Here is a 22211-nt window from a genome sequence, read left to right as displayed (position 1 = left end):
GAAGGCGTCGGCGCGCACCGGACCGGGGGCTGGCGCTGCGAGCTCGGAGGTCCGCGCTTCATGCCAGCCATATACCTCCGTCATCCGACCGGTGCACGAGGGCGACATCGCGCCAGACCGCGGGACGGTCCGGCGCGCATCCGAGGCCCGCGGTGCTGTTCGGGCGGATCGCTGCCGCGCTCGGCCGGGGCAGGCGACAACATCGCGATGCAGCCGACCGGCGACGCAGCCGACTGAAATTGCGGCGCAAGCCAACCGCGGCGCTGCGGCAACACCGCCGCACCCGGCCGGCGCCGCCACCGCGACAAGCTTCCGTTCACTCGAAACTTTGCTAGAGTGGCAAAAAAACACCGAGGCAGACAAGAACAGGTCGAGGAGACCGTGCAGTGAAACGTACCCCATCGCGCCTCACGCGGGGTGTCGCCCTTTTGGTCGCCGCCTCCGTTCTGGCGTCCTGCGGCTTGCCCCGTGTCGGCCCCAACAAACGCGAAATCTTCGCAGGCTCCGTACAGCGCCAGGGCGACGCCTTCGTCGTCGAGGCCAACGATCGCGTCACCCGCGCCACCGCAGTCGTCCCCGCTCTCGGTTTCGCCGACCAGCTTCAGGGCGCCGGCGTCGTCGGCTCCGACACGATATCTCCCGGCGACACGCTCGGTCTAACGATCTGGGAAAACGTCGACGACGGCCTTCTGGCCGGCGAAGGCACCAACGCCACCCTCCTCGAAGAGGTGCAGGTGGACGGGTCGGGCTTCATCTTCGTGCCCTATGCCGGGCGCATCCGCGCCGCCGGGAATTCGCCCGAGTCCGTGCGCCGGATCATTACCGACCGGCTCGGCGACCAGACGCCCGATCCGCAGGTGCAGGTGCGCCGCCTGGCTGGCGACGGGCAGACCGTGTCGATCCTCGGCGCCGTCGGCGCGCAGGGCGTCTATCCGATCGAACGGCCGACCCGCACGCTCGGCGCCATGCTAGCCAATGCCGGCGGGGTCGCGATCGAGCCCGAGATCGCGCAGATCAAGCTGCAGCGCGGCGGTTCCACGGGCACGGTCTGGTTCCAGGACCTCTACGACCACCCGTCGATGGACATCGCGCTGCGCGGCGGCGACAAGATCCTGGTGGAGGAGGACACCCGCTCCTTCACCGCGCTCGGCGCGACCGGCACCCAGGCGCGCGTGCCGTTCGAGAGCCAGACGATTTCCGCGGTCGAGGCGCTGGCACAGGTCGGCGGCCTCGTCGCCACTGCCTCCGACCCGACGGGCGTCTTCGTGTTCCGCAACGAACCGGCGGACATCGCCAACCAGGTGCTCGGACGCGACGACCTGATCGGCGCGCAGCGTTTCGTCTACGTGCTCGACCTCACGCAGCCGAACGGCATGTTCACCGCGCGCGATTTCGTCATCCGCGACCAGGACACCGTCTACGTCACCGAGGCGCCGTTCACGCAGTGGAGCAAGGTGATCTCCTCGATCACGGGGACGCTCGGCACGGTCTCCACCCTCGCCACCACGGCCGACGCGGTTTCGGGATCCGGCAGTTAGGCATGACCCGACCGGGTCAGCACGGTGACGCCGGGGCCGCCGCGCCCCGGCGTCTTTGCGTCTACGCCGCGGGGATCGCGCGCAGCGCCCGCATCCGCCGCATCCTCGCGCTAGGTGGAGAACGCGTGTCGCTCGGCTGGCCGCGCGCCGGCGACGCGGTCGGCGTCTGGGGCGCCTCCCCCCATGCCTGGCGCGGCGAGCGCGTGGCAGCGCGCAGCGGCGCCCCGCTGGTGCGGATCGAGGATGCCTGGCTGCGTTCGCTGCATCCGGGCCGCGCGGGCGAGCCCCCCATCGGCCTTTTGATCGACCGCAGGGGCCTGCATTTCGACCCCGCGCAACCCTCCGATCTGGAGGACCTGCTGGCCACGCATCCGCTCGACGACGCGGCCCTCCTGACCCGGGCGCGCCATGCCGTCGCCCGCATCCGTCGCGCGCATCTGACCAAGTACAGCGCGGTCGACCCCGCCCTGCCCGCACCGGCGCCCGGCTACGTCCTGGTGATTGACCAGACGCGCGGCGACGCCTCGGTCCGCGCCAGCGGCGCCGACACGGCACGGTTCCGCGAGATGCTGATCTTCGCGCAAGAGGAACATCCCGGCACCCGGATCCTCATCAAGACCCATCCGGAAACCGCGCAAGGCTTCCGCCCCGGCCACTTCACCGAGGCCGACCTGTCGGACCGGATCGCCTTCTGCGACGCGGACCTGTCGCCCTGGGCCCTGCTCGACGGCGCCGTGGGGGTCTACACGATCTCCTCGCAGCTCGGGTTCGAGGCGATCCTGGCCGGGCACCGCCCGCGCGTCTTCGGCCAGCCGTTCTATGCCGGCTGGGGCCTGACCGATGACGACCGTCCCGTCGCGCGCCGCAGCCGCCGGCTGACCCGCGCGCAGCTCTTTGCCGGGGCAGCGATCCTCTACCCGGTCTGGTACGATCCCTACCGCGACCGCAGGGGCGAAATCGAGGACGCGATCGGCGCGCTCGAAGCCGAGGTACGGGCCTGGCGCGAGGACCGCGCCGGCTGGGTCGCGCGCGGCATGCGCCTCTGGAAACGCCGGCCGCTGCAGCGCTTCTACGGCAGCCAGCGGCGCATTCGGTTCGCCGAGGCCGGAGCGGACTTTCTCGCGGCGCGCACTGGTCGGCGGGTCATGGTCTGGGCCGGCCGTGCTGCCGAAGGCGACAATGCCGTGCGCATCGAGGACGGCTTCCTGCGCTCGCGCGGGCTCGGCGCGGAGCTGGTGCCGCCGGCCTCCCTCGTCGCCGACGACCTCGGCATCTACTACGACCCGGGCCGGCCCTCGCGGCTCGAGCAACTGATCGCCGAAAGCGCCCCGCTGCCATCCGACGCCGAGGCGCGCGCGCGCCAGCTGATCCGCTTCCTCGTCACCAACGCGCTGTCGAAATACAACCTCGCCGGAGAGATCCCGCGTCTGCCGCCGGGCCACCGCATCCTGGTGCCGGGCCAGGTGGAGGACGACGCCTCCATCCGCCTCGGCAGCCCGGAAATGCAGTCCAACGAAGCGCTCCTGCGGCGCACGCGGGCGGAGAACCCGCGCGCCGTCATCGTCTGGAAACCGCATCCCGACGTGATCGCCGGCCTGCGGCCCGGCGCGGTGGAAACGCCCGAGCTTTGGGCCGACGCAGTGGTCACGGGCGACATCGCGGCGCTTCTGTCCCAGGTCGACGAGATCTGGACGATGACCTCGCTGACGGGATTCGAGGCGCTCCTGCGCGGCTGCCGGGTGGTGACGCTGGGCGCGCCGTTCTACGCCGGCTGGGGGCTGACCCGCGATCTCGGCCCGGTGCCCGCGCGCCGCCTCGGCGGGCCGCGCCCGACGCTCGAAGGGCTCGTGCATGCGACGCTGATCGCCTATCCGCGCTACCTCGATCCGCTCACGCGGCGCCCCTGCCCGCCCGAAATCGTCGCCGAACGACTCGCCCGCGGCGTGGTGGCGCATCCCGGCGCCGGCAATCGCGCGCTGTCCAAGCTGCAAGGCCTGCTGGCCTCCCGCGCCCACCTCTGGCGCTGAGCGCGGCCCGCTCGAAGACGCCCGCAAGGGCGGATGAGATGCCCCGCCCCCGCGCTATTTCAGCTGGCTGTCCTTCGACCCGCGCCGGTTGATCCCGCCGCGCGGCGCCGCGCGGCCGTCACGCTCCTCCTGGCAGTCGATGCAAAGCTTCACCCCCGGCAGCGCCTGGCGCCGCTTTTCGGGGATCGGCTCCTCGCATTCGGCGCAATGCGTCCGGCTCTCGCCCGCCGGCGCCGCGCGCCCGCGCAACCGCTCCAGTTCCTCGTTGATCGACGCCTCGATCTGCTCACCGACGGCGCCGTCCCGGGTCCAGCCTCCGGCCATGGAATCCTCCTGTGCCAGAGCGGCATTCTGCCACGTCGGGCCCGGCGCTGGCCAGTCCCGTCTCGACGCCGGGCGGACATGGCCTACCTCGGCGTCAACTGACGGAGGCCACATGATCCGCCTGCTCACCGCCCTCGCGCTCGCCCTCTTCTCGGCGCTGCCCGCCGCCGCGCTCGACCGTGTCACCTTCCGGTCGATCGACGGCGGCACCATCGACAGCGACGACTGGAAGGGCCGGCCGGTGCTCGTGGTCAACACCGCCTCGCGCTGCGCCTTCACGCCGCAATACGACGCGCTCCAGGCGCTCTACGATCGCTACCGCGACCGGGGCCTTGTCGTCCTCGCCGTACCCTCCGACGATTTCCGCCAGGAGCTCGGCTCCGACGAAGCGGTGAAGGATTTCTGCGCGCTGAACTTCAACCTCGATCTTCCGATGACCACGATCACCCATGTTCGCGGGCCCGCCGCGCACCCCTTCTACCGCTGGCTCGCGACGGAGGCGGCGTTCGAGCCCGCCTGGAACTTCAACAAGGTCCTGATCGACCCGGCGGGCGAGGTCGAGGCGACCTGGGGCTCGTCGACGCAGCCGCTGTCCGCCGCGATCACGTCTCGGATCGAGCCTCTTCTTTCAACCCCTCGCGGGTAAGCATCGCGTAGATCGCATCCTTGAGCGCCGCGCGCTCCTTGCGCTTGTGCACCTCTTGCAGGTCTTCCATCGGATGCACGTTGCTTTCGGCGAGGTGTATCTCGTCGTTCACGGCCTCGTACTCCGCAGCGATCTTGGCGAAATGCGCATCGCTGCGCCGCAGCTCGGCAATCGTTTCGCGAAAGGCCGGGAACTCTTCGGCAAGGCGGTGGGGCGTGTGTGTCATGGCGCTCTTCCTCTCTGGATGCGCGCACTCTGTCCCGCCCGCGGCGCTCGAGTCCTTGATCCGGATCAAGTGTCAGCGCTGCTCGGTCTGCCACTCCGGATGAATCCACGGCGCCGCGTTCTCGGGCGGCAGGCGCCGGCCCAGCACGTGATCGGCGATCTTCTCGCCCACGAGAATCGACGGCCCGTTGAGGTTGCCGTTGGTGATGCGCGGAAAGACCGAACTGTCGGCCACGCGCAGCCCCTCGACCCCGATCACCCGGCCCTCGGGGTCGACCACCGCGCCGGGATCGTCGCGCCGCCCCATCCGGCAGGTGCCGCAGGGGTGATAGGCGCTCTCCACATGCTCGCGGATGAAGCCGTCGAGTTCCGCATCCGACTGCACCGCCGCGCCCGGCTGGATCTCGTGGCCGGCATGGGGGGCAAAGGCCGGCTGCGCGAAAATCTCGCGCGTCAGCCGGATGCAGGTGCGGAAATCCTCCCAGTCGCTCGCCTCGCTCATGTAGTTGAAGCGGATCTCCGGCGCCGCCGCCGGATCGGCCGAGGTCAGCCGCACAGACCCGCGCGAGGCCGAACGCATCGGCCCCACATGCGCCTGGAAACCGTGCCCCTCGGCCGCCGCCTGGCCGTCGTAGCGCACCGCGATCGGCAGGAAATGATACTGGATATCAGGGTACTGCACGCCGGCCTTCGAGCGGATGAAGGCCGCGCTCTCGAACTGGTTCGACGCCCCCGGCCCCGTCCGCGTCAGGAGCCAGCGCGCCCCGACATAGGCCTTCCCCGCAAGGTTCCAGTACTTGAACAGGCTCACCGGCTGCGTCGCCGCCATTTGCAGATAGAGCTCCAGGTGGTCCTGCAGATTGCCGCCGACGCCCGGACGGTCGGCGACCAAGTCGATGCCGTGCTCGGCCAGGTGCGCCGCCGGCCCGATCCCCGACAGCATCAGAAGCTTCGGCGTGTTGAAGGCCGAGGCCGACAGGATCACCTCCGCACGGGCGCGCACGATCTCTCGCGCGCCGCCGCGCTCCACCTCGACGCCGGTTGCGCGCCCCTCGTCCATGACCACGCGCGTGACCATCCCGCGATGCAGCACCGCCCCCATCTTCTGCGCCGGACGCAGATAGGCCCGCGCCGCCGACCAGCGCGCGCCACGATGGATCGTCGCCTCCATCGGGCCGAAGCCTTCCTGCTTCTCGCCGTTGTAATCGGCGGTGGTCTCGTAACCGGCCTCGCGGCCCGCCGCCTCGAAGGCGCGGGTCAGCGGATTGTCCCGCTTGCCGCGGCTCACATGCAGCGGCCCGTCCGTGCCGCGCCAGCCCTCCTGGCCGCCATGGCTCGTCTCCAGACGCTTGAAATAGGGCAGCACGTCGGCATAGCCCCAGCCGTCCGCGCCCTGGTCGCGCCAGTGGTCATAGTCCATCGCGTGCCCGCGCACGTAGACCATGCCGTTGATCGAGGACGACCCGCCGATCACCTTGCCGCGCGGCGCCGCCAGCCGCCGCCCGCCGAGATGCGGCTCGGGCTCGGACAAATAGCCCCAGTCGTAGCGCTTCATGTTCATCGGGTAACTGAGCGCGCCTGGCATGTTGATGAACGGGCCGCCGTCCCAGCCGCCATGCTCCACCACGATCACCGACTTGCCGGCCTCGGCCAGCCGAAAGGCCATGGCGCAGCCCGCGCTGCCCGCCCCGACGATCACGTAATCCGCTTCCATCACACCCGTCTCCCGCCACGGCGCGCCGCCCGAGGGTCAAGGATGGCCGTCAGGCCACCGCCGGCAGGCGGCGCGCAGCGTCCTTGAGGCTCGGGTGGCGGGCCCATCACACTCGACATGGCGCCTCGTGGGGCAGACCTGCCTCCGGGGCGCCTCTCAGCAAATTCTTTCTCGCATCCGCCCCTCGACCGGCCCGCCATTCCGGGGCCGGCGGTCGGCTCGAAGACGCCCGCAAGGGCGGATGAGATGCCCTCAGAACGGCGCCTCGACGCGCCCCATCCGCACGTAGACGGACTTCACCTGACTGTAATGCTCGATCGCCGCCTTGGCGTTCTCGCGGCCGATCCCCGACATCTTCACGCCGCCGAAGGGCATCTCCACCGGCGCGTCGTTGTAGGAGTTGATGAAACAGGTCCCGGCCCGCAGCCGCCCGATCACCCGGTGCGCGCGGGAGATGTCACGTGTGAACACACCCGCGGACAGCCCGAACTCCGTCGCGTTGGCGCGCGCGATGCCCTCGTCCTCGTCCACGAATTCCAGAACCGAAAGGACCGGCCCGAAGATCTCCTCGCGCGCCATGGTCATCTCGTCGGTCACGCCGTCGAAGAGCGCCGGCGTCAGCCAGTAGCCCGGCCGGTCCAGCCGCTCGCCGCCGCAGACGCGCCGGGCGCCCTCGTCCTCGGCGATCTTCAGGTAGCGCTCCACGATCTCCATCTGCCGCGCCGAGACCATCGGGCCGAAATTCGTCTCCTCGTCCAGCGGATCGCCGATCACCGCGCCCTGCATCCGCTCGGCCATGCGCGCGACGAACCGCTCGCGCAGGCCCTTCTGCACGAAGACCCGCGTGCCGTTGGTGCAGATCTGGCCCGAGGAATAGAAGTTGCCAAGGATCGCGCCGCCGATCGCATCCTCGAGATCGGCATCGTCGAAGACCAGCATCGGGGACTTGCCCCCAAGCTCCATCGTGACGTGCTTCATGCTCTCGGCGGCGGCGGAATAGACCTTGCGCCCCGTCGGCACCGATCCCGTCAGCGACACCTTGTCGGCGCGCGGATCGGTGGTGAGCGCGGCGCCCACCGGCCCCGCCCCCTGCACCACGTTGAACAGGCCGGCGGGCAGCCCCGCCTCCACGAGGATTTCCGCCACCTTCAGCGTACACAGCGGCGTCGTCTCGGAGGGTTTGAACACCATCGCGTTGCCACAGGCGAGCGCCGGGCCCGCCTTCCAGCAGGCGATCTGCGTGGGATAGTTCCACGCGCCGATGCCGACGCAGACGCCGAGCGGCTCGCGGATCGTGTAGGCCCAGTCCTCACCCAGCGGAATGTGCTCGCCGGTCAGGCCCGCCGCGATGCCGCCGAAATATTCCAGCGCATCGGCGCCCGAGGTCGCGTCCGCGACCAGCGTTTCCTGCAGCGGCTTGCCGGTGTCGCGCGTCTCCAGTTCCGACAGCTCGCGGTTGCGCTCGCGCAGGAGCTGCGCGGCGCGGGTCAGCACCCGGCCGCGCTCGCGCGGCGACGTTGCCGCCCACGCTTCCTGCGCGGCGCGCGCGCTTTCGAAAGCACGCTCGATCACGGCGTCGGTCGCGGCGTGCACGGTCGCGATCACCTCACCGGTGGCGGGATAGATCACCTCGATCGGCTCGCCGTCCGTGTCCTCGACGTATTGGCCGTCCACGAAATGGCTGGCATTCGGCTTCGTGTCGTAGCTCATCATTCACTCGCCGCGCGGGAAGCGCTGGCTCTCCTCGACGATGTTCAGATCCATGTGGTTGCGCATGTACCGCTCGGAGGCGGTCTTGAGCGGCTGGAAGTCCCACGGGTAATAGCCGCCCTGGCGCAGCGCGTCGTAGACCACCCAGCGGCGCGCCTGGCTCTGCCGCACCTCGCCGTCGAAACGTTCGAGATCCCAGCGCAGGGCCGCCATCTCGCGGAAGCGCTCCAGCACCGCGGCATGTTCGGGATCCTCGGCGAGGTTGGTCAGCTCGTGCGGATCGGCCTCGAGGTCGAAAAGCTGCTCGGGGTCGAGCGCGCAATTGGTGTATTTCCACCGCCCCTCGCGCAGCGCGATCAGCGGCGAATAGGAGGCCTCCGCGGCGTATTCCATCGCCACCGGGCTCTTCCGCGCGCCGCCCTGCCCCAGCTTCACCAGGCTTTCGCCCTCGGTCCAGGGCATCACCTCGGCCATCGACACGCCGGCGAGATCGCAAAGCGTCGGGCAGACGTCGATGGTCGACACCGGCGCCTCCACCAGTCCCGGCTCCATGTCCGGGGCGGAGATCATCAGCGGCACGCGGGCGGAACCCTCGTGGAGCGACATCTTGAACCACAGCCCCCGCTCGCCCAGCATGTCCCCGTGATCGGACACGAAGACCACGATCGCCTCCTGCCGCGTGCGCTCCAGCACGTCGAGGATCTGGCCGATCTTGTCGTCGAGATACGAGATGTTGGCGAAGTAGGCGCGGCGCGAGCGTTCGATATCGGTCTCGGTGATGTCGAACTTGCGCCAGTCGTTGGCGTCGAAGATGCGCTTGGAATGCGGGTCGTGGTCCTCGTAATCGAAGGCCGGCACTTCCGGCTGCAGGTGCTCGCACTCCGCGTAGAGATCCCAGTACTTGCGGCGCGCGACGTAAGGATCGTGCGGATGCGTGAAGCTGACCGTCAGCATCCAGGGCCGCGCATCGTGATCGCGCGAGAGGTCATAGAGCTTGCGCTCCGCCTCGTAGGCAACCTCGTCGTCGTATTCCATCTGGTTGGAGATCTCCGCCACGCCCGCGCCGGTGACCGAGCCGAGGTTGTGGTACCACCAGTCGATCCGCTCCCCCGGCTTGCGGTAATCGGGCGTCCAGCCGAAATCGGCCGGGTAGATGTCGGTGGTCAGACGCTCCTCGAAGCCGTGCAGCTGGTCCGGCCCGACGAAATGCATCTTGCCCGACAGGCACGTCTGGTACCCCGCGCGCCGCAGGTGATGGGCATAGGTCGGAATGTCCGAGGAGAACTCGGCGGCGTTGTCGTAGACCCGGCTGACGCTCGGAAGCTGGCCGGACATGAACGACGCCCGCCCCGGCGCGCAGAGAGGGGAGGCCGTGTAGGCGTTCCGGAACCGGGTGGAGCGCGCCGCCAGCCGCTTGAGGTTCGGCGCGTGAAGCCAGTCGGCCGGCCCGTCGGGAAACAGCGTCCCGTTCAGCTGATCCACCATCAGAACGAGGATGTTGGGCTTCGCCATGCCGGCCTCCCTTGTGCGCATGTCCGTCCTCGGCAGCGTTACAGGTCGCTGATTGACTCGTCAATCAATAGCGCCTTGCAAAGACGAACGAGAAACGCCGCGGCCCTTTCGGGTCGCGGCGCGGGCCGGTGGTGTCGTGCGTTCCGGCGTCAGTGCTGCGGCAGCGCCAGCGTCCCGTCGGAGCGGATCACGATCTCCTCGACCACGTCGTCCGGCTTGATGTCGGACCCGCCGAGCAGCACCGCCGGCAGCCGCCGCGGCACGAAGAGCGGCAGCGTCATCGACACCTTTTCCTCGGGATCGTAGGTGCACATCTGCTCGCGCAGGATGCCGATGGTAATCGCCTCACCCAGAAGCAGCGACTCGATGTAGTCGGTGTAGTAATGCACCCCGGCGATGTTGCGCGCGTTGGAGATGTTCCAGGCCAGCTTGTTGAGCTCACCCACCAGCGTCAGCCCGCAAGGGATCTCCAGCGCCTTCAGCCGCGCGTGCGGGTCCTGAGCGTTCGCCGCCACCGGCACGTAGGCGACATTGGCGTCGGTCTCCGTGTCGGCGGGATCGACGAAGAGCTTGCGTCCGGTCTTCTTCCCGCTGTCGTCGTAAGCGTTCATCTCGAAGAACGCCTTGAGCACCGTCACGCAGGCCCCCGCCACGGTCGCATGGCCCGCGCCGTAGGCCGGGTGCATGGGCGATCCTTCGGGGAAGGCCATGGGCAACAGCCAGCTCGGGGCATGCCCCGTCGCCCCGTTGTGCTCGCGCACCTTCTCGAGGATCTTGTAGAGTCCGGGCTCGCGCGGTGGCTTGTCGGTCGGATGGGTGTAGGGCGCGATCTTGTCGGCCAACTGCGCCCGCGCCGTCCGCCGCAGATCGGTGTCGTCGTCGCCACCGAATTCGTCCGCCCCGTTCGGCGTGTAACCACTCAGCACCATGTGGAAGAGCCCGCCGAGCGCCTCGGGCCGCAGCCGGCGATGGATGGAAAACTTGTTGGCCCGGACCGCGCGCAGCGCCCGGCTCGACACTTCCGTCACCAGCGTGAGCAGGTGCGGCCCGCCGAAGACGGCAAAGGGCGCCTGGTTGCCGCCGAACAGGTTGTGCGCGGAGCCGTGGTAGGGAATGCCCCGGTCCGTCTCAGCCCCTTCAGACAGCAGGATGAGCGCGGCGTTCAGATACGCCTGGTAGAGCGCATCGTCGTGCACGTAGGTCGCCAGATCCCGAAGCGTCGCGATCGGCCGGTGCACGATACCGTCCGCGTCGGTGACGAATTCCGACTTGCCCGTCAGCTCGTTCAGGCGGCGCGCATGCAGCCCGTTCTGTACGTCCAACCAGTCGCCCCAGGCGGTCATGTAGTCTACGTGGGGATGGGCCATCCGGACAATCTGCGGCAGGACCTGGTTGCCGTACCGCACCTTGCCGCTGGCCCTGCCGGGCCTGTCGGCCTTCGGGGCCCTGGTGCCCACCACCATGAACTGCGACACGAACGGGCCGTCCTGCGTGCCCTCGCCCACGCCGCGGAACAGCGAGGCCGGGGTCTGCGCCTGGCCGCAGCGGCGGTGCGCGGCGACCTCCGGCGTCAGCGCCACGTCCGGTGCGCCGTCTCCGAACTCCGTCTTGCCGGCGAACCAGCGCAGGGTCGAGAGGGTCCCGCTCGCCGCCTCCACCGCGCCGAAAGAGGCGCTGGCGAAAGGATCGTCGAGCGCGTCGACGAGGCTCTCCTCCATGTAGGCCGCGACCGGAAGATCCCGGTGCAGCGCCATCTGGTAGACTTCGGCCATCTCTGCGGCAAGCTCGTCGCTGCCGGCGGCCGGCGCCGGCGGCATCTTGATCGCCTGCGGATCGGGGCCCTGCAGCACGTAGCAAAAGCCGGCGGTCGGGCTCTCCCACTTGCGCACCGGATCGCCGAAGGCGTCCGGGAACGCGCCGTGGCCGGGAAAGACCTCCTTGCGGTTCACCAATGGCACCTGCTCGAAGATCTTGGGATCTGCCGACAGCGTGCCGGTGCGGAACGCGGCGAAATGCGCGTCGTCGATGAGAAGGCCGTGCGCGTCGTGTTCGAGCCCCTTGGTGAAGCTGAAAAGGTACGGCGCGGCCTCGTCGCCGTTCGGCTGTTCGGGTTCGAAGGCCCCGGCATTGTGAAAATCGGCCACCTTCTCGCGGACGCGCTTGGCCGTGGCGTGGCGGTCGGTCGGCAGGATTGGCGTGCTGCTCCGCATATCTTCAGGCATGATGACTTCTCCGAAATCTGGATTTCAAATAAAGTGACGTCGCGTAAAGTGCCGTGAGTATCCAGTGCGAAGGAAAACACGTCAAGCGTGCATTCCTGACTTGACGCAACCTATCGGAGAAAAAAGGCGCCCGGATCGCCGGTTGTGGAAACAGCAAACCCGGCGCGATCCGCGCGGGACCGGCCGGGCTGTCAGGTCCGGACTGTCATGTGGCGGTCAGGCGTCGATCACGCCAAGCACCTCGCCCCGCGACAGCCGCGCCACTTCGTAGCCGCGCTCGGTCTTGTTCAGGCGGTAGCCGTAGCCGCGCAAGCGGAAACTCCATTCGCGATCCGACACGGTCTTCTCGCGCTCGGCGAGGATGAAGGCACGCACGTCGCGAAAATTGTCGGTCAGGGTATTGTCGGCAAACATCTCGGTCCACTCCTCCGCAAGTTGGTGTAACTGAGACAATCCACCGGAAATGCGGCAGCACCTTGCGCTCCACGCGGCGATTTTCCGGATCGGAAACAACAATTGTGTCGATCAGTACTTTGTTGCGTGGATCGGCGGCATGACCTGCCGCCGGCGCGCCCGCGCCTCGCGCCAGGTGATGAAGGTCACCGCGGCGATGATGAGGCCGCCGCCGGCGATCACGAAGGGGTCGGGCGGCTCGGCGAAGAACAGCGCGCCGATCGCCACCGACCAGACGAGCTGCAGGAAGGTCACCGGCTGCGTCACCGTGACCGGCGCGGCGGCGAAGGCGCGCGTCATCGTGTAATGCCCGGCGGTGGCGAAACAGGCGACCCCGAAGAGAAGCGCGAGCTCGCCCCAACCCGGCGTGACCCAGTCGGCAATCGCGAAAGGGGCAAGGCCGACGGTCACCGTGATCGACATCATCGCCACCACCACGGCCGCCGAATGCCGCCCCGACAGGATCTTCATCACGAGATACGATCCCGCGAAGAAAAGCGCGGTGAACAGCATCGCGATGTGCCCGGGATCGAGCGTCCGCACCCCCGGCCGCAGGATCAGCAGCGCACCGGCCAGCGCCGCGCAGACCGCCAGAATGCGCCGCGCCGCCATGCGTTCGCCCAGAAAGACCACCGCGAGGATCGAGACATAGACCGGGTTGAGATAGTTCATCGCCGTGACCTCGGCGAGCGGGATGCGCGTCATCGCATAGAACCAGCAGATGACCGCCGCGGTGTGGAATACCCCGCGCAGCGCGAAAAGACCGCCCTCCCGCCGCGTCAGGCGCAGCGCGGCCAGCTGGCGCCAGGCCGGCACGAGAAACACCAGCCCGAGGAGGTAGCGCAGGAAAGCGCTTTCGGCGGCGGGGATGCGCCCGCCCAGCGTCTTGACCAGCGCCGTGACCATCACGAAGCACATGCCCGTGACGGCCATCCACAAGATACCCTCGAGCGGCCGGCCCGCCGGGGTCGCCGCCGCCTCCTCCGCCGTGGCAGCCGGCCCCGCAGCTTGCGTCATCCCTGTCTGTCCCGCCTGTGTCATGCCGCGCATCAAGCGCGCGCCCGGCCCGACATGCAAGTCGATTGCCCCGGAAGCACGCGGCGCACGCTCACCCCTTCCCGATGTCCCCCGCTGCCCCGCCGGCGCGTGTGCGCCCGCCCCCGGATTTCATCTGCCCCGAAATATCCCGGGGTCCGGGGCAGCGCCCCGGTCCGTCCCGCGACGCCCGCACCCGGGACGGCTCAGTGAAGCAGCAGGGACGCCGCGATCGCCCACATGGTCACCCCGACGACGGCGTCGAGCGCCCGCCACGCGGCCGGTGCGGCAAAGAGCGGCGCCAGTGCCCGTGCCCCGTAGCCAAGCGCGAAGAAGAACACGAAGGACGCCGTGACGGCCCCGATCCCGAAGGCGAGACGGTTGTCGTAGCCCGCCGCCACCGCCCCCAGCAGAACCACGGTATCGAGGTAGACATGCGGGTTCAGCCAGGTGAGCGCGAGGCAGGTCAGAAGCGCCGCGCGCAGCGACTGCGCCGCGCCCCCTGCCTCCATCGTCATGCCGCCGCGCCAGGCCGTGTGCAGGGCGCGCGCGCCGTACCAGAGCAGGAACGCCGCCCCGCCGAGGCGCATCGCCGGCGCGAACCACGGCAGGCGCGCGCCGAGCGCGCCCATCCCGGACACCCCCGCGGCGATCAGTGCCGCGTCCGAGGCCGCACAGGTCAGCACCACCGCCAGAACGTGGCGCCGCACCAGCCCCTGCCGCAGCACGAAGGCGTTCTGCGCCCCGATGGCGAGGATCAGCGACAGCCCGAGCGTGAAGCCGGCCAGCGCAGCGGTGAGGTCCGGTCCTGGCATGGGCGCGACCTATCCCGCCGCCGCGGCGCAGGCCAGCACCATCGGTGCGATCGGTGGCAGACATCCCCGGACAACCGGTCTAGCGTGCCGACGGGGGACGTTCGGGAAAGGGCAAGAGATGACCATCGGCAACGAAGACGAGCTGCGCGGCATGCGGGAGATCGGCCGCATCGTCGCCAACACCCTGCAGGCGATGGCCCATGCGCTCGAGCCGGGCATGACCACCGCGGAACTGGACGACATCGGGCGTGCCCTGCTTGACCGCTCGGGCGCGGAACCTGCGCCCGAGTCCACCTACGGCTTTCCCGGCGCAACCTGCATCAGCGTGAACGAAGAGATTGCCCACGGCATCCCGGGCGACCGGACGATCGCTGCTGGGGACCTCGTGAACATCGACGTCTCCGCGTCGAAGGACGGCTATTTCGCCGATACCGGCGCCAGCGTCCGCGTGCCGCCGGTGCGCCCCTCCATCGACCGGCTTTGCCGCGACGGGCGGCGCGCGATGCAGATCGGCATCGCTCAGGTCCGCGAGGGACGGCCGGTGGCCACTATCGGCCACGCAATCGGGCGCTTCGCCTCGGATCGGGGCTACACGCTGGTGCGCAACCTCGCCAGCCACGGCGTCGGCCGAGCGCTGCACGAATATCCCGAGGAAATCGCCACCTGGCCGACACGCGGCGACCGGCGGCGCATCACCGACGGCCTCGTGCTGACGGTGGAGCCGTTCCTGTCCACCGGCGCGCTCTGGGCCGCGCAGGAGACGGACGGCTGGACCCTGACGGCCGAGCCCGTCGCCCCGGTCGTGCAATACGAACACACCGTTGTCGCGACCGCGGGCCGCGCCATCGTCCTGACGCTTCCGGGCTGATCCGCGGCCGCGCCAGGAGGCATCGTAGCGTAGGCTTGCTCCGCCCCGCCGCCCTGCCCTATAGAGACGGGCGATTTCAGGACATCCGATCTGACGAGGCACGATCATGGCCGGCCATTCCAAATGGGCGAACATCCAGCACCGCAAGGGGCGGCAGGATGCGGCGCGCTCCAAGCTCTTCTCGAAACTCTCGAAAGAGATCACCGTCGCCGCGAAGATGGGCGATCCCGACCCCGAGAAGAATCCGCGCCTGCGGATGGCGGTCAAGGAAGCCAAGGGGCAGTCCATGCCCAAGGACAACATCGACCGCGCCATCAAGAAGGCGACCGGCGGTGACGGCGACGCCTACGAGGAGATCCGCTACGAAGGCTACGGGCCGAACGGTGTTGCGGTGATCGTCGAGGCGATGACCGACAACCGCAACCGCACCGCGTCCAACGTCCGATCCACCTTCTCCAAGAACGGCGGCAACATGGGCGAGACGGGCTCCGTCGGCTTCATGTTCGACCGCAAGGGCGAGATCGTCTACCCGGCCGAGGTCGGTGGCGCCGAGGACGTGCTCGAGGCAGCCATCGAGGCCGGGGCGGAGGACGTCGAGAGCTCCGAGGACGGGCACGTGATCTGGTGCGCGGACACCGATCTCAACGATGTCTCGACAATGCTGGAAGAGCAGCTCGGCGAGAGCCAGTCGACAAAACTGGTCTGGAAGCCGCAGAACACGACCGAGCTTGACCTCGAGGGCATGCAGTCTCTGATGAAGCTGATCGACGCGCTGGAGGACGACGACGACGTGCAGCGCGTGACGACCAATTTCGAGGCCTCCGACGAGGTGATGGAGCAGCTCTGAGCGCAGGGCGCCGACCGCGCCCCGTGCGCGGGGCGGCCCGGGGCGCAGTGGGGGCCAGCCCCCACACCCCCGGGATATTTCCGGGCAGATGAAAACAGGGGCGACGCCCAGCCGGCGCAGGGCGCCGTGCCGGGGCCGATCTCGTTTGGGAGGGACCGAGCGCGCCCGCGCCCGGCGTCGCGCTCAGTTGGCCTGCGTCTCCTCGCCGCGCTCCGCCTCGATCTGGCGCCAGCGGGCGACGTTCTCGTTGTGCTCGTCGAGGGTTTCGGCGAAGGCGTGCCCCCCGGTGCCATCGGCGACGAAGAAGACGTAGCGCGTCTCGGCCGGATTGAGCGCGGCCTCGATCGCCGCGCGGCCCGGATTGGCAATGGGCGTCGGCGGCAGGCCCTCGATCACGTAGGTGTTGTAGGGCGTCGCCGCGCGCAGCTCCGATTGGCGGATGCCGCGTCCGAGCACACCCTCCCCCTCGGTGATGCCGTAGATCACCGTCGGGTCGGTCTGCAGGCGCATGCCGCGGCGCAGGCGGTTGACGAAGACGCTTGCCACCTGCGGGCGTTCCTCGGCGACACCGGTTTCCTTCTCGACGATGGAGGCGAGGATGAGCGCGTCGGCCGGCGACTCCAGTGGCAGATCCTCGGCGCGGTTCGCCCAGGCCTCGGCCAGGATCGCCTCCTGCGCGCGCTGCATCCGGTCGATCAGGTCCGCGCGGTCGTCGCCCGGCGCGATCTCGTAGGCGTCGGGCGCGAGCGAGCCTTCCTCGGGCACCTCCACCTCGCCGTCGAGAACGTCGACCGACTTCAGTTCCTCGACCACCTGCCAGGAGGTCACACCCTCGGCGAGAGCGACACGAAACCGGGTATCGGCGGCGTCGCGCACGCGGGCATATTCCTCGGGCGTCTCGTCGGCGGCCGGATCGAACTCCACCACCTCGGCGAAGCGACCGGTGGCCGGGTCGAGCTCTCGCACCTCCACCTCGGCGGCGTTGATGCCGATGCGGTAGATCACTTCGGTGCCGCAGGTCGACGCGCCGCCGCGGGTGACGATGTCGACGATCTCGGCCATCGAGGCGCCTTCGGGCACGAGGTAGGAGCCGGCCTTCAGCGATCCCGCCTTGTCGTTGTAGTCGGCGCCCAGGCGGAACAGCATGGCCGAGCTGACCGCGCCTTCGCCGGCAAGGTTCTCGGATACCGCGCCCATGTTCGTGCCGCGCGGCACATCGAGACAGATCGCCTGGGCCAGCGGGCCCGGATTGTCGTATTCGGACTTCGCCCAGATCAGCACACCCCCGACGAGGAAGACGGCGACGACCAGAAAGGTCAGGGCGTTGGAGGCGATGTGTCGCCACATGAGGTCAGGCCACCTTTCCGAAGAGGACGCTGGCATTGGTGCCGCCGAACCCGAAGGAGTTCGACAGCGCGTAGGTGATCTCGCGCTCGCGCTTTGCGTTGGGAGCGAGGTCGATGGCGGTCTCCACCGCCGGATCGTCGAGGTTGATGGTCGGCGGCGCCACCTGGTCGCGGATCGCGAGGATGGAGAAGATCGCCTCGATCGCGCCGGCGGCGCCCAGAAGGTGCCCGGTCGCGGATTTCGTCGACGACATCGTGACCTTGCCGGCGGCGTCGCCGAGCATCCTCTCCACCGCGCCGAGCTCGATCACGTCGGCCATGGTCGAGGTGCCGTGCGCGTTGATGTAGTCGAGATCGCCCGGCTCCAGGCCCGCGCGCTTGAGCGCCGCGCGCATGGAGCGTTCGGCGCCGTCGCCGTCCTCGGACGGGGCGGTGATGTGGTAGGCGTCGCCCGACAGACCGTAACCGATCACTTCGGCGAAGATGGTCGCGCCGCGGGCCTTGGCGTGTTCGTATTCTTCCAGAACGACGACGCCCGCGCCCTCGCCCATCACGAAGCCGTCGCGGTCGCTGTCATAGGGGCGCGAGGCGGTCTCGGGCGCGTTCCCGCGCTTGGTGGAGAGCGCCTTGCAGGCGTTGAAGCCGGCGATGCCGATCTCCGAGATGGCGCTTTCGGCGCCGCCGGCGATCATCACGTCGGCATCGTCGTCGCGGATGAGCCGCGCCGCATCGCCGATGGCGTGCGCACCCGTAGAGCAGGCCGTCACCACCGAATGGTTCGGCCCCTTGAAGCCGTAGCGGATCGACACCTGACCGGAGATCAGGTTGATCAGCGCGCCGGGGATGAAGAACGGCGACACGCGCCGCGCGCCCTTGTCGCGGATGAGGTAGGCGGTCTCGGCGATGGAATTGAGCCCGCCGATCCCCGAGCCGATCATCACGCCGGTGCGCAGCCTGGCCTCTTCGGACACATCCTTGTAGCCGGCCTGCGCCACCGCCTGTTCGGCGGCGGCGATGCCGTAAAGGATGAAATCGTCGACCTTGCGCCGCTCTTTCGCGGAGAGCCAGTCGTCGGGATTGAAGCTGCCGTCCGAACCGTCGCCATAGGGCACTTCGCACGCATAGGTGGTGGCCAGATGGCTGGCGTCGAACCGCGTGATGGTCCCGGCGCCGGACTTGCCGTCCAGGATCCGCGTCCAGCTTTCCTCCAGCCCGCAGGCGAGCGGGGTGACAAGGCCCATTCCGGTGACCACGACTCGACGCATTTCGGCTGCCCTTCCTCGCGTTATCGACGGCGACGGTCTTATCCCGCGGCGGGGGACAGGAGCAAGAGCGACCGGGCCTCGAGCTGATCGGATTATCGCCGAGAGGGCGGGTCTTTAGGCCCAGTCGGGGCCGAGATCGGCGCGCGCCCGGTCGATCCAGTGCTCGCGCAGCCAGCCGCAGGGCCGCGAGCGGCGGATGAGGGAGCCGGAATAGCCCTCGATCGCCTCCGGCATCTTCGGGCGGCCGTGGAAGCAGACGACGCGGGCGTCCTCCGGCAGATGCGGCGGACGCAGCCAGTTGCCCGGAAACGGGTTGCAGTCATACTTGAAGGACACGACCCAACGCTCTGGAATATAGGAAAAACGACCCCGGTCCATCGCCTTGTGACTGGTGTAGCGCTGCTCCGAGCCGCGGGCCTTCTCGGTCTCGGCGTAGGGGGCGGCGGCGAGGTCGTCGTAGAGAAAGCCGTGCACCGAAGGATCGAAGCGGAAGACCGACCCGTGGCCGGTCGGGCGCCCCTTGCGCTTCTCGGTCCAGTCGTGACGCATCGCGACATGGCCCGGCGCCAGATCGAGGATCGGATCGAGCGCGCCGGTGATCACCACGTCGAGATCGAAGCCCAGCACCGGACCGGTCAGGTTCGGGATCGCGCCGGGACGGAACAGGGACACCTTGCGCATCGCCCCCTGCCGGTTGGCGACGGCCAGCGCGGCGTCCATCTCGGCCCGGAAGGGTTCGGTCGGCAGGTCGAGGACCTCCACGTCCGGGTGCAGGCCTTCGGGATGCTCGGTCATGCAGACGAAGCGCACCGGGCGCGAGAGGTTGCGGCGCACGCCGGAATAGAGCCGGTTCACGTAATCCGCCCCGAACAGGGTGCCCCACTTGATGCAGACGATCGTCGCGCGCTCCATGCCGCGTCGATTACCCGGCGGGCCGGGGCGCGGCAAGGGCGGTCGGTGCGGACCGTCGGCCAACGCGAGCGGCAACCGGCGGAGCGAGGGGCCAGCCCCTCGCGCTCCCCGGGGTATTTGAGGGCAGATGAAGACAGGGGCGCCGGCTTGTCCGGGGCGGCGTGACCCTATCGTCGGCGCGGCCTCAGAAGCCGGGGCCGGGGCGCATGGGGGAGCCGTCGGTGAAGCGCGTGAGGCGGAAGCGCGAGAGGTCGTGGCCCGGCGCCGCGCCGCGGATCAGGTCGGCGGCGACACGGCCGAAGGCGGGGCCGATGCCGAAGCCATGGCCGCTCATGCCGGTGGCGATGGTCAGGCCGGGCAGAGCGGCGGTGCGGTCGACCACCGGGACGACGTCGGGCATGGTGTCGATCATGCCGGCCCAGGCGGTGCGGGGCCGGACCGTGCCGACCTCGGGGAAGGTCCGGGCGAAGGCGGCGCAGGCGGCCTCCGCCTTGGTCATGTTCGGCGGAGGCGTGAGGATGCGCTTGCGCTCGAACGGGGTCTCCTCGTCCTCCGCCCATCGTCGCGGGGTGCCCCAGGCATCGGGAAAACCGGAAGGGGCGCGCGGGTGCAGGCGGATGTCGAAGCCGATCTCGCGCAGCACCGTCCAGTACTTGCGCGCGGCGCGGAGCGCGTCGGGGCCGACATAGATCTCGGACGCGGTCGAGGGGGCGAGCGTGTAGCCGCCGTCCGCACGTGGGCGGAAGGCGAGATGACGGTCGACCCCGGCGGTGCCGGTGACCTGCGGCAACGGCCCTGTCTCCAGCGCCGTGGCGCGCACCGAGAGCTGCGGGATCGACACGCCCTGCCGGCGCAGGAACAGCGAGGACCAGGCGCCGCCCGCGACCAGCACCTCTGCCGCGCGGATGCGGCCGCGTTCGGTGATCACGCCGGCCACGCGCCCGGCCTCGATGTCGAGCGCGCGGACCGCGCAGGCTTCGCGGATCGTGGCGCCCGAGGCGGCGGCGAGGCGGGCCAGCTCGGGCACCGCCACCCAGGGCTCGGCCTTCATGTCGGTGGGCGTGCAGAGCGCCCCGGCCCATCCCGCCTGCGCGCCGGGAATGTGGTCGGCCAGCGCCTCGCGGCCGAGGATGTGGCTGGAAACGCCGAGGGGTTTCGCCGAGTCGAGCCAGGCTTCGTACTTCGCGACCTCGGCCTCGCTGTTGGCGAGGTAGTTCACCCCGATCCGGCGCAGGCCGAGCCGGCCCTGGCACTCCGCCTCCAGGTCCTGCCAGAGGCGCTGCGCCTCGAGCGCGAGGGGGATCTCGGCCGGGTCCCGGCCCTGCACGCGGATCCAGCCCCAGTTGCGGGAGCTCTGCTCCGCGGCGACGCGGCCCTTTTCGAGGAGCACCACGGAAACCCCGGCGCGCGCCAGCCAGAGCGCGGCGGACACGCCGATCACGCCGCCGCCGATGACCACGACATCCGCGGCCTCGGGCAGCGCGCCGCCATGTTCGGGCTCGGCGGGCATCGTGAAGGGGAAGGTCATGCGGACAGCTCCTCGATCAGGCGGTGCATGAAGGCGTGGCCGGCTTCGAACTGGGCGACGGTGATGAACTCGTCCGGCTGATGCGCGACGGCGATGTCGCCCGGCCCGCAGACCACCGTCGAGTAGCCGGCGGCCTGGAAATGGCTCGCCTCCGTGCCGAAGCTGACCGCCCCGGCCGGGCCGTTGTCGCCGGTCAGGCGGCGCACCAGGGCCTCGGCCGCACCGCCCGCTTCGGGCACCAGCGGGGGCAGCGCGAAGGTTTCGGTGATCTCGATGCCGGTCTCGGGGCGGACCGCGCGCATGTCGGTGGAAATGGCTGCCGCCGCGCCCCGGATCCGCGCGCGCCAGTCGTCGGGCGACTCGCCCGGGACGACCCGCGCGCCGAGCGAAAAGGTGCAGTCCTTCGCGGTGATGTTGTGGGCGGTGCCGCCGGAAATCTGCCCCACATGCAGCGTGGTGCACGATGGCTCGAACGGCGCGGCCAGTGCGCTGGGCTCCGCCGCGAAGCCGGACTCGTTTACCCCGTTGGCCCAGTCGATCAGCTTCGCACCCCACATGATCGCCGACACGCCGCGGTGCTGCATGGAGGAATGTATTTCAAATCCAAGGACATGGACGGCGAAGCTCACGCCGCCCTTGTGGCCGGTTACGGGGCGCAGCCCCGTCGGCTCACCGACGATGACCGTGCCCGCGCGCGGCAGCCTCGCCATCGCGGCGATGAGCGGCGGCGCGCCGGCGCAGCCGATCTCCTCGTCGTAGGACAGGGCAAGTTGCAGGGGGCGCGAAAGGCGCGCGTGCCGAGCCTCCACCAGCGCCCAGATTGCCAGCGCGTCGAAGCCCTTCATGTCGGTCGTGCCGCGCCCGATCAGTTTCCCGTCCCGCTCCGTCACCGTCCAGGGATCGACGGTCCAGTCCTGCCCGTCGACCGGCACCACGTCGCTGTGCCCGGACAGGATGACGCCGCCGGGCACATCCGGCCCGACATGGGCGTAGAGCGCCGCCTTGTCCCCCGCCTCGTTCCAGTGGCGGTGCGCGGCGATGCCGTGCGCGGCGAGGTAGCGCTCGACCCAGTCGACGAGCGCAAGGTTGCTGTCGCGGCTCACCGTCGGGAAGGCGACGAGCGCATCGAGGATTTCGCGGGGGGACAGGCGGGCGGTCATGGCCCCAGCGGTAGCGCGTTGCGGCGCAAGGGGCCAGAGCCTGCCCACCGCGCCGCCCGGCACG

Annotated in this window: 19 protein-coding genes; 5 read left to right on the top strand and 14 right to left on the bottom strand. The window is 69.6% G+C overall.

Features of this window, described 5'->3' with window-relative positions:
- The first annotated feature begins 386 nt into the window (after positions 1-386).
- Positions 387-1538, top strand: coding sequence for a polysaccharide biosynthesis/export family protein (locus F3H57_RS17700; RefSeq protein ID WP_149757498.1), 1152 nt, complete (start codon positions 387-389; stop codon positions 1536-1538).
- 2 nt (positions 1539-1540) lie between these two features.
- The gene (locus F3H57_RS17695; RefSeq protein ID WP_149757496.1) at positions 1541-3565 is read left to right on the top strand and encodes a capsular polysaccharide biosynthesis protein; all 2025 of its coding nucleotides are present in this window, start codon (positions 1541-1543) and stop codon (positions 3563-3565) included.
- A 54-nt stretch (positions 3566-3619) separates the two neighbouring features.
- On the opposite strand, the gene F3H57_RS17690 is transcribed toward F3H57_RS17695, so the two are convergent.
- Positions 3620-3889 carry a DksA/TraR family C4-type zinc finger protein gene (locus F3H57_RS17690; RefSeq protein ID WP_149757494.1) on the bottom strand — a complete coding sequence of 90 codons (270 nt, stop codon included), beginning with the start codon at positions 3887-3889 and terminating at the stop codon, positions 3620-3622.
- A gap of 112 nt (positions 3890-4001) precedes the next feature.
- Here F3H57_RS17690 and F3H57_RS17685 point away from each other — a divergent pair, with 112 nt between their 5' ends.
- Positions 4002-4535 carry a glutathione peroxidase gene (locus F3H57_RS17685; protein ID WP_149757492.1) on the top strand — a complete coding sequence of 178 codons (534 nt, stop codon included), beginning with the start codon at positions 4002-4004 and terminating at the stop codon, positions 4533-4535.
- On the opposite strand, the gene F3H57_RS17680 is transcribed toward F3H57_RS17685, so the two are convergent.
- From F3H57_RS17680 to F3H57_RS17645, 8 genes are all read right to left on the bottom strand, one after another.
- Positions 4492-4761 carry a YdcH family protein gene (locus F3H57_RS17680; RefSeq protein ID WP_149757490.1) on the bottom strand — a complete coding sequence of 90 codons (270 nt, stop codon included), beginning with the start codon at positions 4759-4761 and terminating at the stop codon, positions 4492-4494. The two genes, F3H57_RS17685 and F3H57_RS17680, sit on opposite strands and share 44 nt — an antisense overlap.
- A gap of 72 nt (positions 4762-4833) precedes the next feature.
- Positions 4834-6474, bottom strand: coding sequence for a choline dehydrogenase (gene betA / locus F3H57_RS17675; RefSeq protein WP_149757488.1), 1641 nt, complete (start codon positions 6472-6474; stop codon positions 4834-4836).
- Between the two features lie 252 nt (positions 6475-6726).
- Positions 6727-8184, bottom strand: a complete 1458-nt coding sequence (gene betB / locus F3H57_RS17670; RefSeq protein ID WP_149757486.1) for a betaine-aldehyde dehydrogenase — start codon at positions 8182-8184, stop codon at positions 6727-6729.
- A gap of 3 nt (positions 8185-8187) precedes the next feature.
- Positions 8188-9696: a choline-sulfatase gene (gene betC, locus F3H57_RS17665; protein WP_149757484.1), complete on the bottom strand. Its 1509-nt coding sequence runs from the start codon at positions 9694-9696 to the stop codon at positions 8188-8190.
- Positions 9697-9845: 149 nt separating this feature from the next.
- Positions 9846-11918 (bottom strand): phosphatase PAP2 family protein, encoded by a 2073-nt coding sequence (locus tag F3H57_RS17660; RefSeq protein WP_149757482.1) that lies wholly within the window; start codon positions 11916-11918, stop codon positions 9846-9848.
- Positions 11919-12134: 216 nt separating this feature from the next.
- The gene (locus tag F3H57_RS17655; protein WP_149757480.1) at positions 12135-12332 is read right to left on the bottom strand and encodes a hypothetical protein; all 198 of its coding nucleotides are present in this window, start codon (positions 12330-12332) and stop codon (positions 12135-12137) included.
- Positions 12333-12443: 111 nt separating this feature from the next.
- Complete coding sequence (locus F3H57_RS17650) at positions 12444-13304, bottom strand: DMT family transporter (protein WP_149757530.1); 861 nt, start codon at positions 13302-13304, stop codon at positions 12444-12446.
- A gap of 308 nt (positions 13305-13612) precedes the next feature.
- A complete protein-coding gene (locus F3H57_RS17645; RefSeq protein WP_149757478.1) occupies positions 13613-14221 on the bottom strand; it encodes a LysE/ArgO family amino acid transporter in 609 nt (202 codons plus the stop codon).
- 118 nt (positions 14222-14339) lie between these two features.
- Here F3H57_RS17645 and map point away from each other — a divergent pair, with 118 nt between their 5' ends.
- Together map and F3H57_RS17635 are read left to right on the top strand one after the other, a co-directional pair.
- The gene (gene map / locus F3H57_RS17640) at positions 14340-15089 is read left to right on the top strand and encodes a type I methionyl aminopeptidase (protein ID WP_149757476.1); all 750 of its coding nucleotides are present in this window, start codon (positions 14340-14342) and stop codon (positions 15087-15089) included.
- A gap of 106 nt (positions 15090-15195) precedes the next feature.
- Positions 15196-15936, top strand: a complete 741-nt coding sequence (locus F3H57_RS17635; RefSeq protein WP_149757474.1) for a YebC/PmpR family DNA-binding transcriptional regulator — start codon at positions 15196-15198, stop codon at positions 15934-15936.
- Between the two features lie 183 nt (positions 15937-16119).
- On the opposite strand, the gene mltG is transcribed toward F3H57_RS17635, so the two are convergent.
- From mltG to argE, 5 genes are all read right to left on the bottom strand, one after another.
- On the bottom strand, positions 16120-17283 hold the full coding sequence (gene mltG / locus F3H57_RS17630) for an endolytic transglycosylase MltG (protein ID WP_149757472.1): 1164 nt from the start codon (positions 17281-17283) through the stop codon (positions 16120-16122).
- A 4-nt stretch (positions 17284-17287) separates the two neighbouring features.
- Positions 17288-18547, bottom strand: coding sequence for a beta-ketoacyl-ACP synthase II (gene fabF / locus F3H57_RS17625; RefSeq protein ID WP_149757470.1), 1260 nt, complete (start codon positions 18545-18547; stop codon positions 17288-17290).
- A 114-nt stretch (positions 18548-18661) separates the two neighbouring features.
- The gene (locus F3H57_RS17620) at positions 18662-19459 is read right to left on the bottom strand and encodes a glycosyl transferase (protein ID WP_149757468.1); all 798 of its coding nucleotides are present in this window, start codon (positions 19457-19459) and stop codon (positions 18662-18664) included.
- A gap of 184 nt (positions 19460-19643) precedes the next feature.
- Positions 19644-20987, bottom strand: coding sequence for an NAD(P)/FAD-dependent oxidoreductase (locus F3H57_RS17615; RefSeq protein ID WP_149757466.1), 1344 nt, complete (start codon positions 20985-20987; stop codon positions 19644-19646).
- Positions 20984-22147, bottom strand: a complete 1164-nt coding sequence (argE, locus tag F3H57_RS17610; RefSeq protein WP_149757464.1) for an acetylornithine deacetylase — start codon at positions 22145-22147, stop codon at positions 20984-20986. The genes F3H57_RS17615 and argE overlap by 4 nt, the downstream gene beginning before the upstream one ends.
- Positions 22148-22211 lie beyond the last annotated feature (64 nt).

Origin of the sequence: Roseivivax sediminis (assembly GCF_900112685.1) — a bacterium.
GTDB classification, from domain to species: domain Bacteria; phylum Pseudomonadota; class Alphaproteobacteria; order Rhodobacterales; family Rhodobacteraceae; genus Roseivivax; species Roseivivax sediminis.
This window is presented reverse-complemented; position numbering and strand designations above follow the sequence as displayed.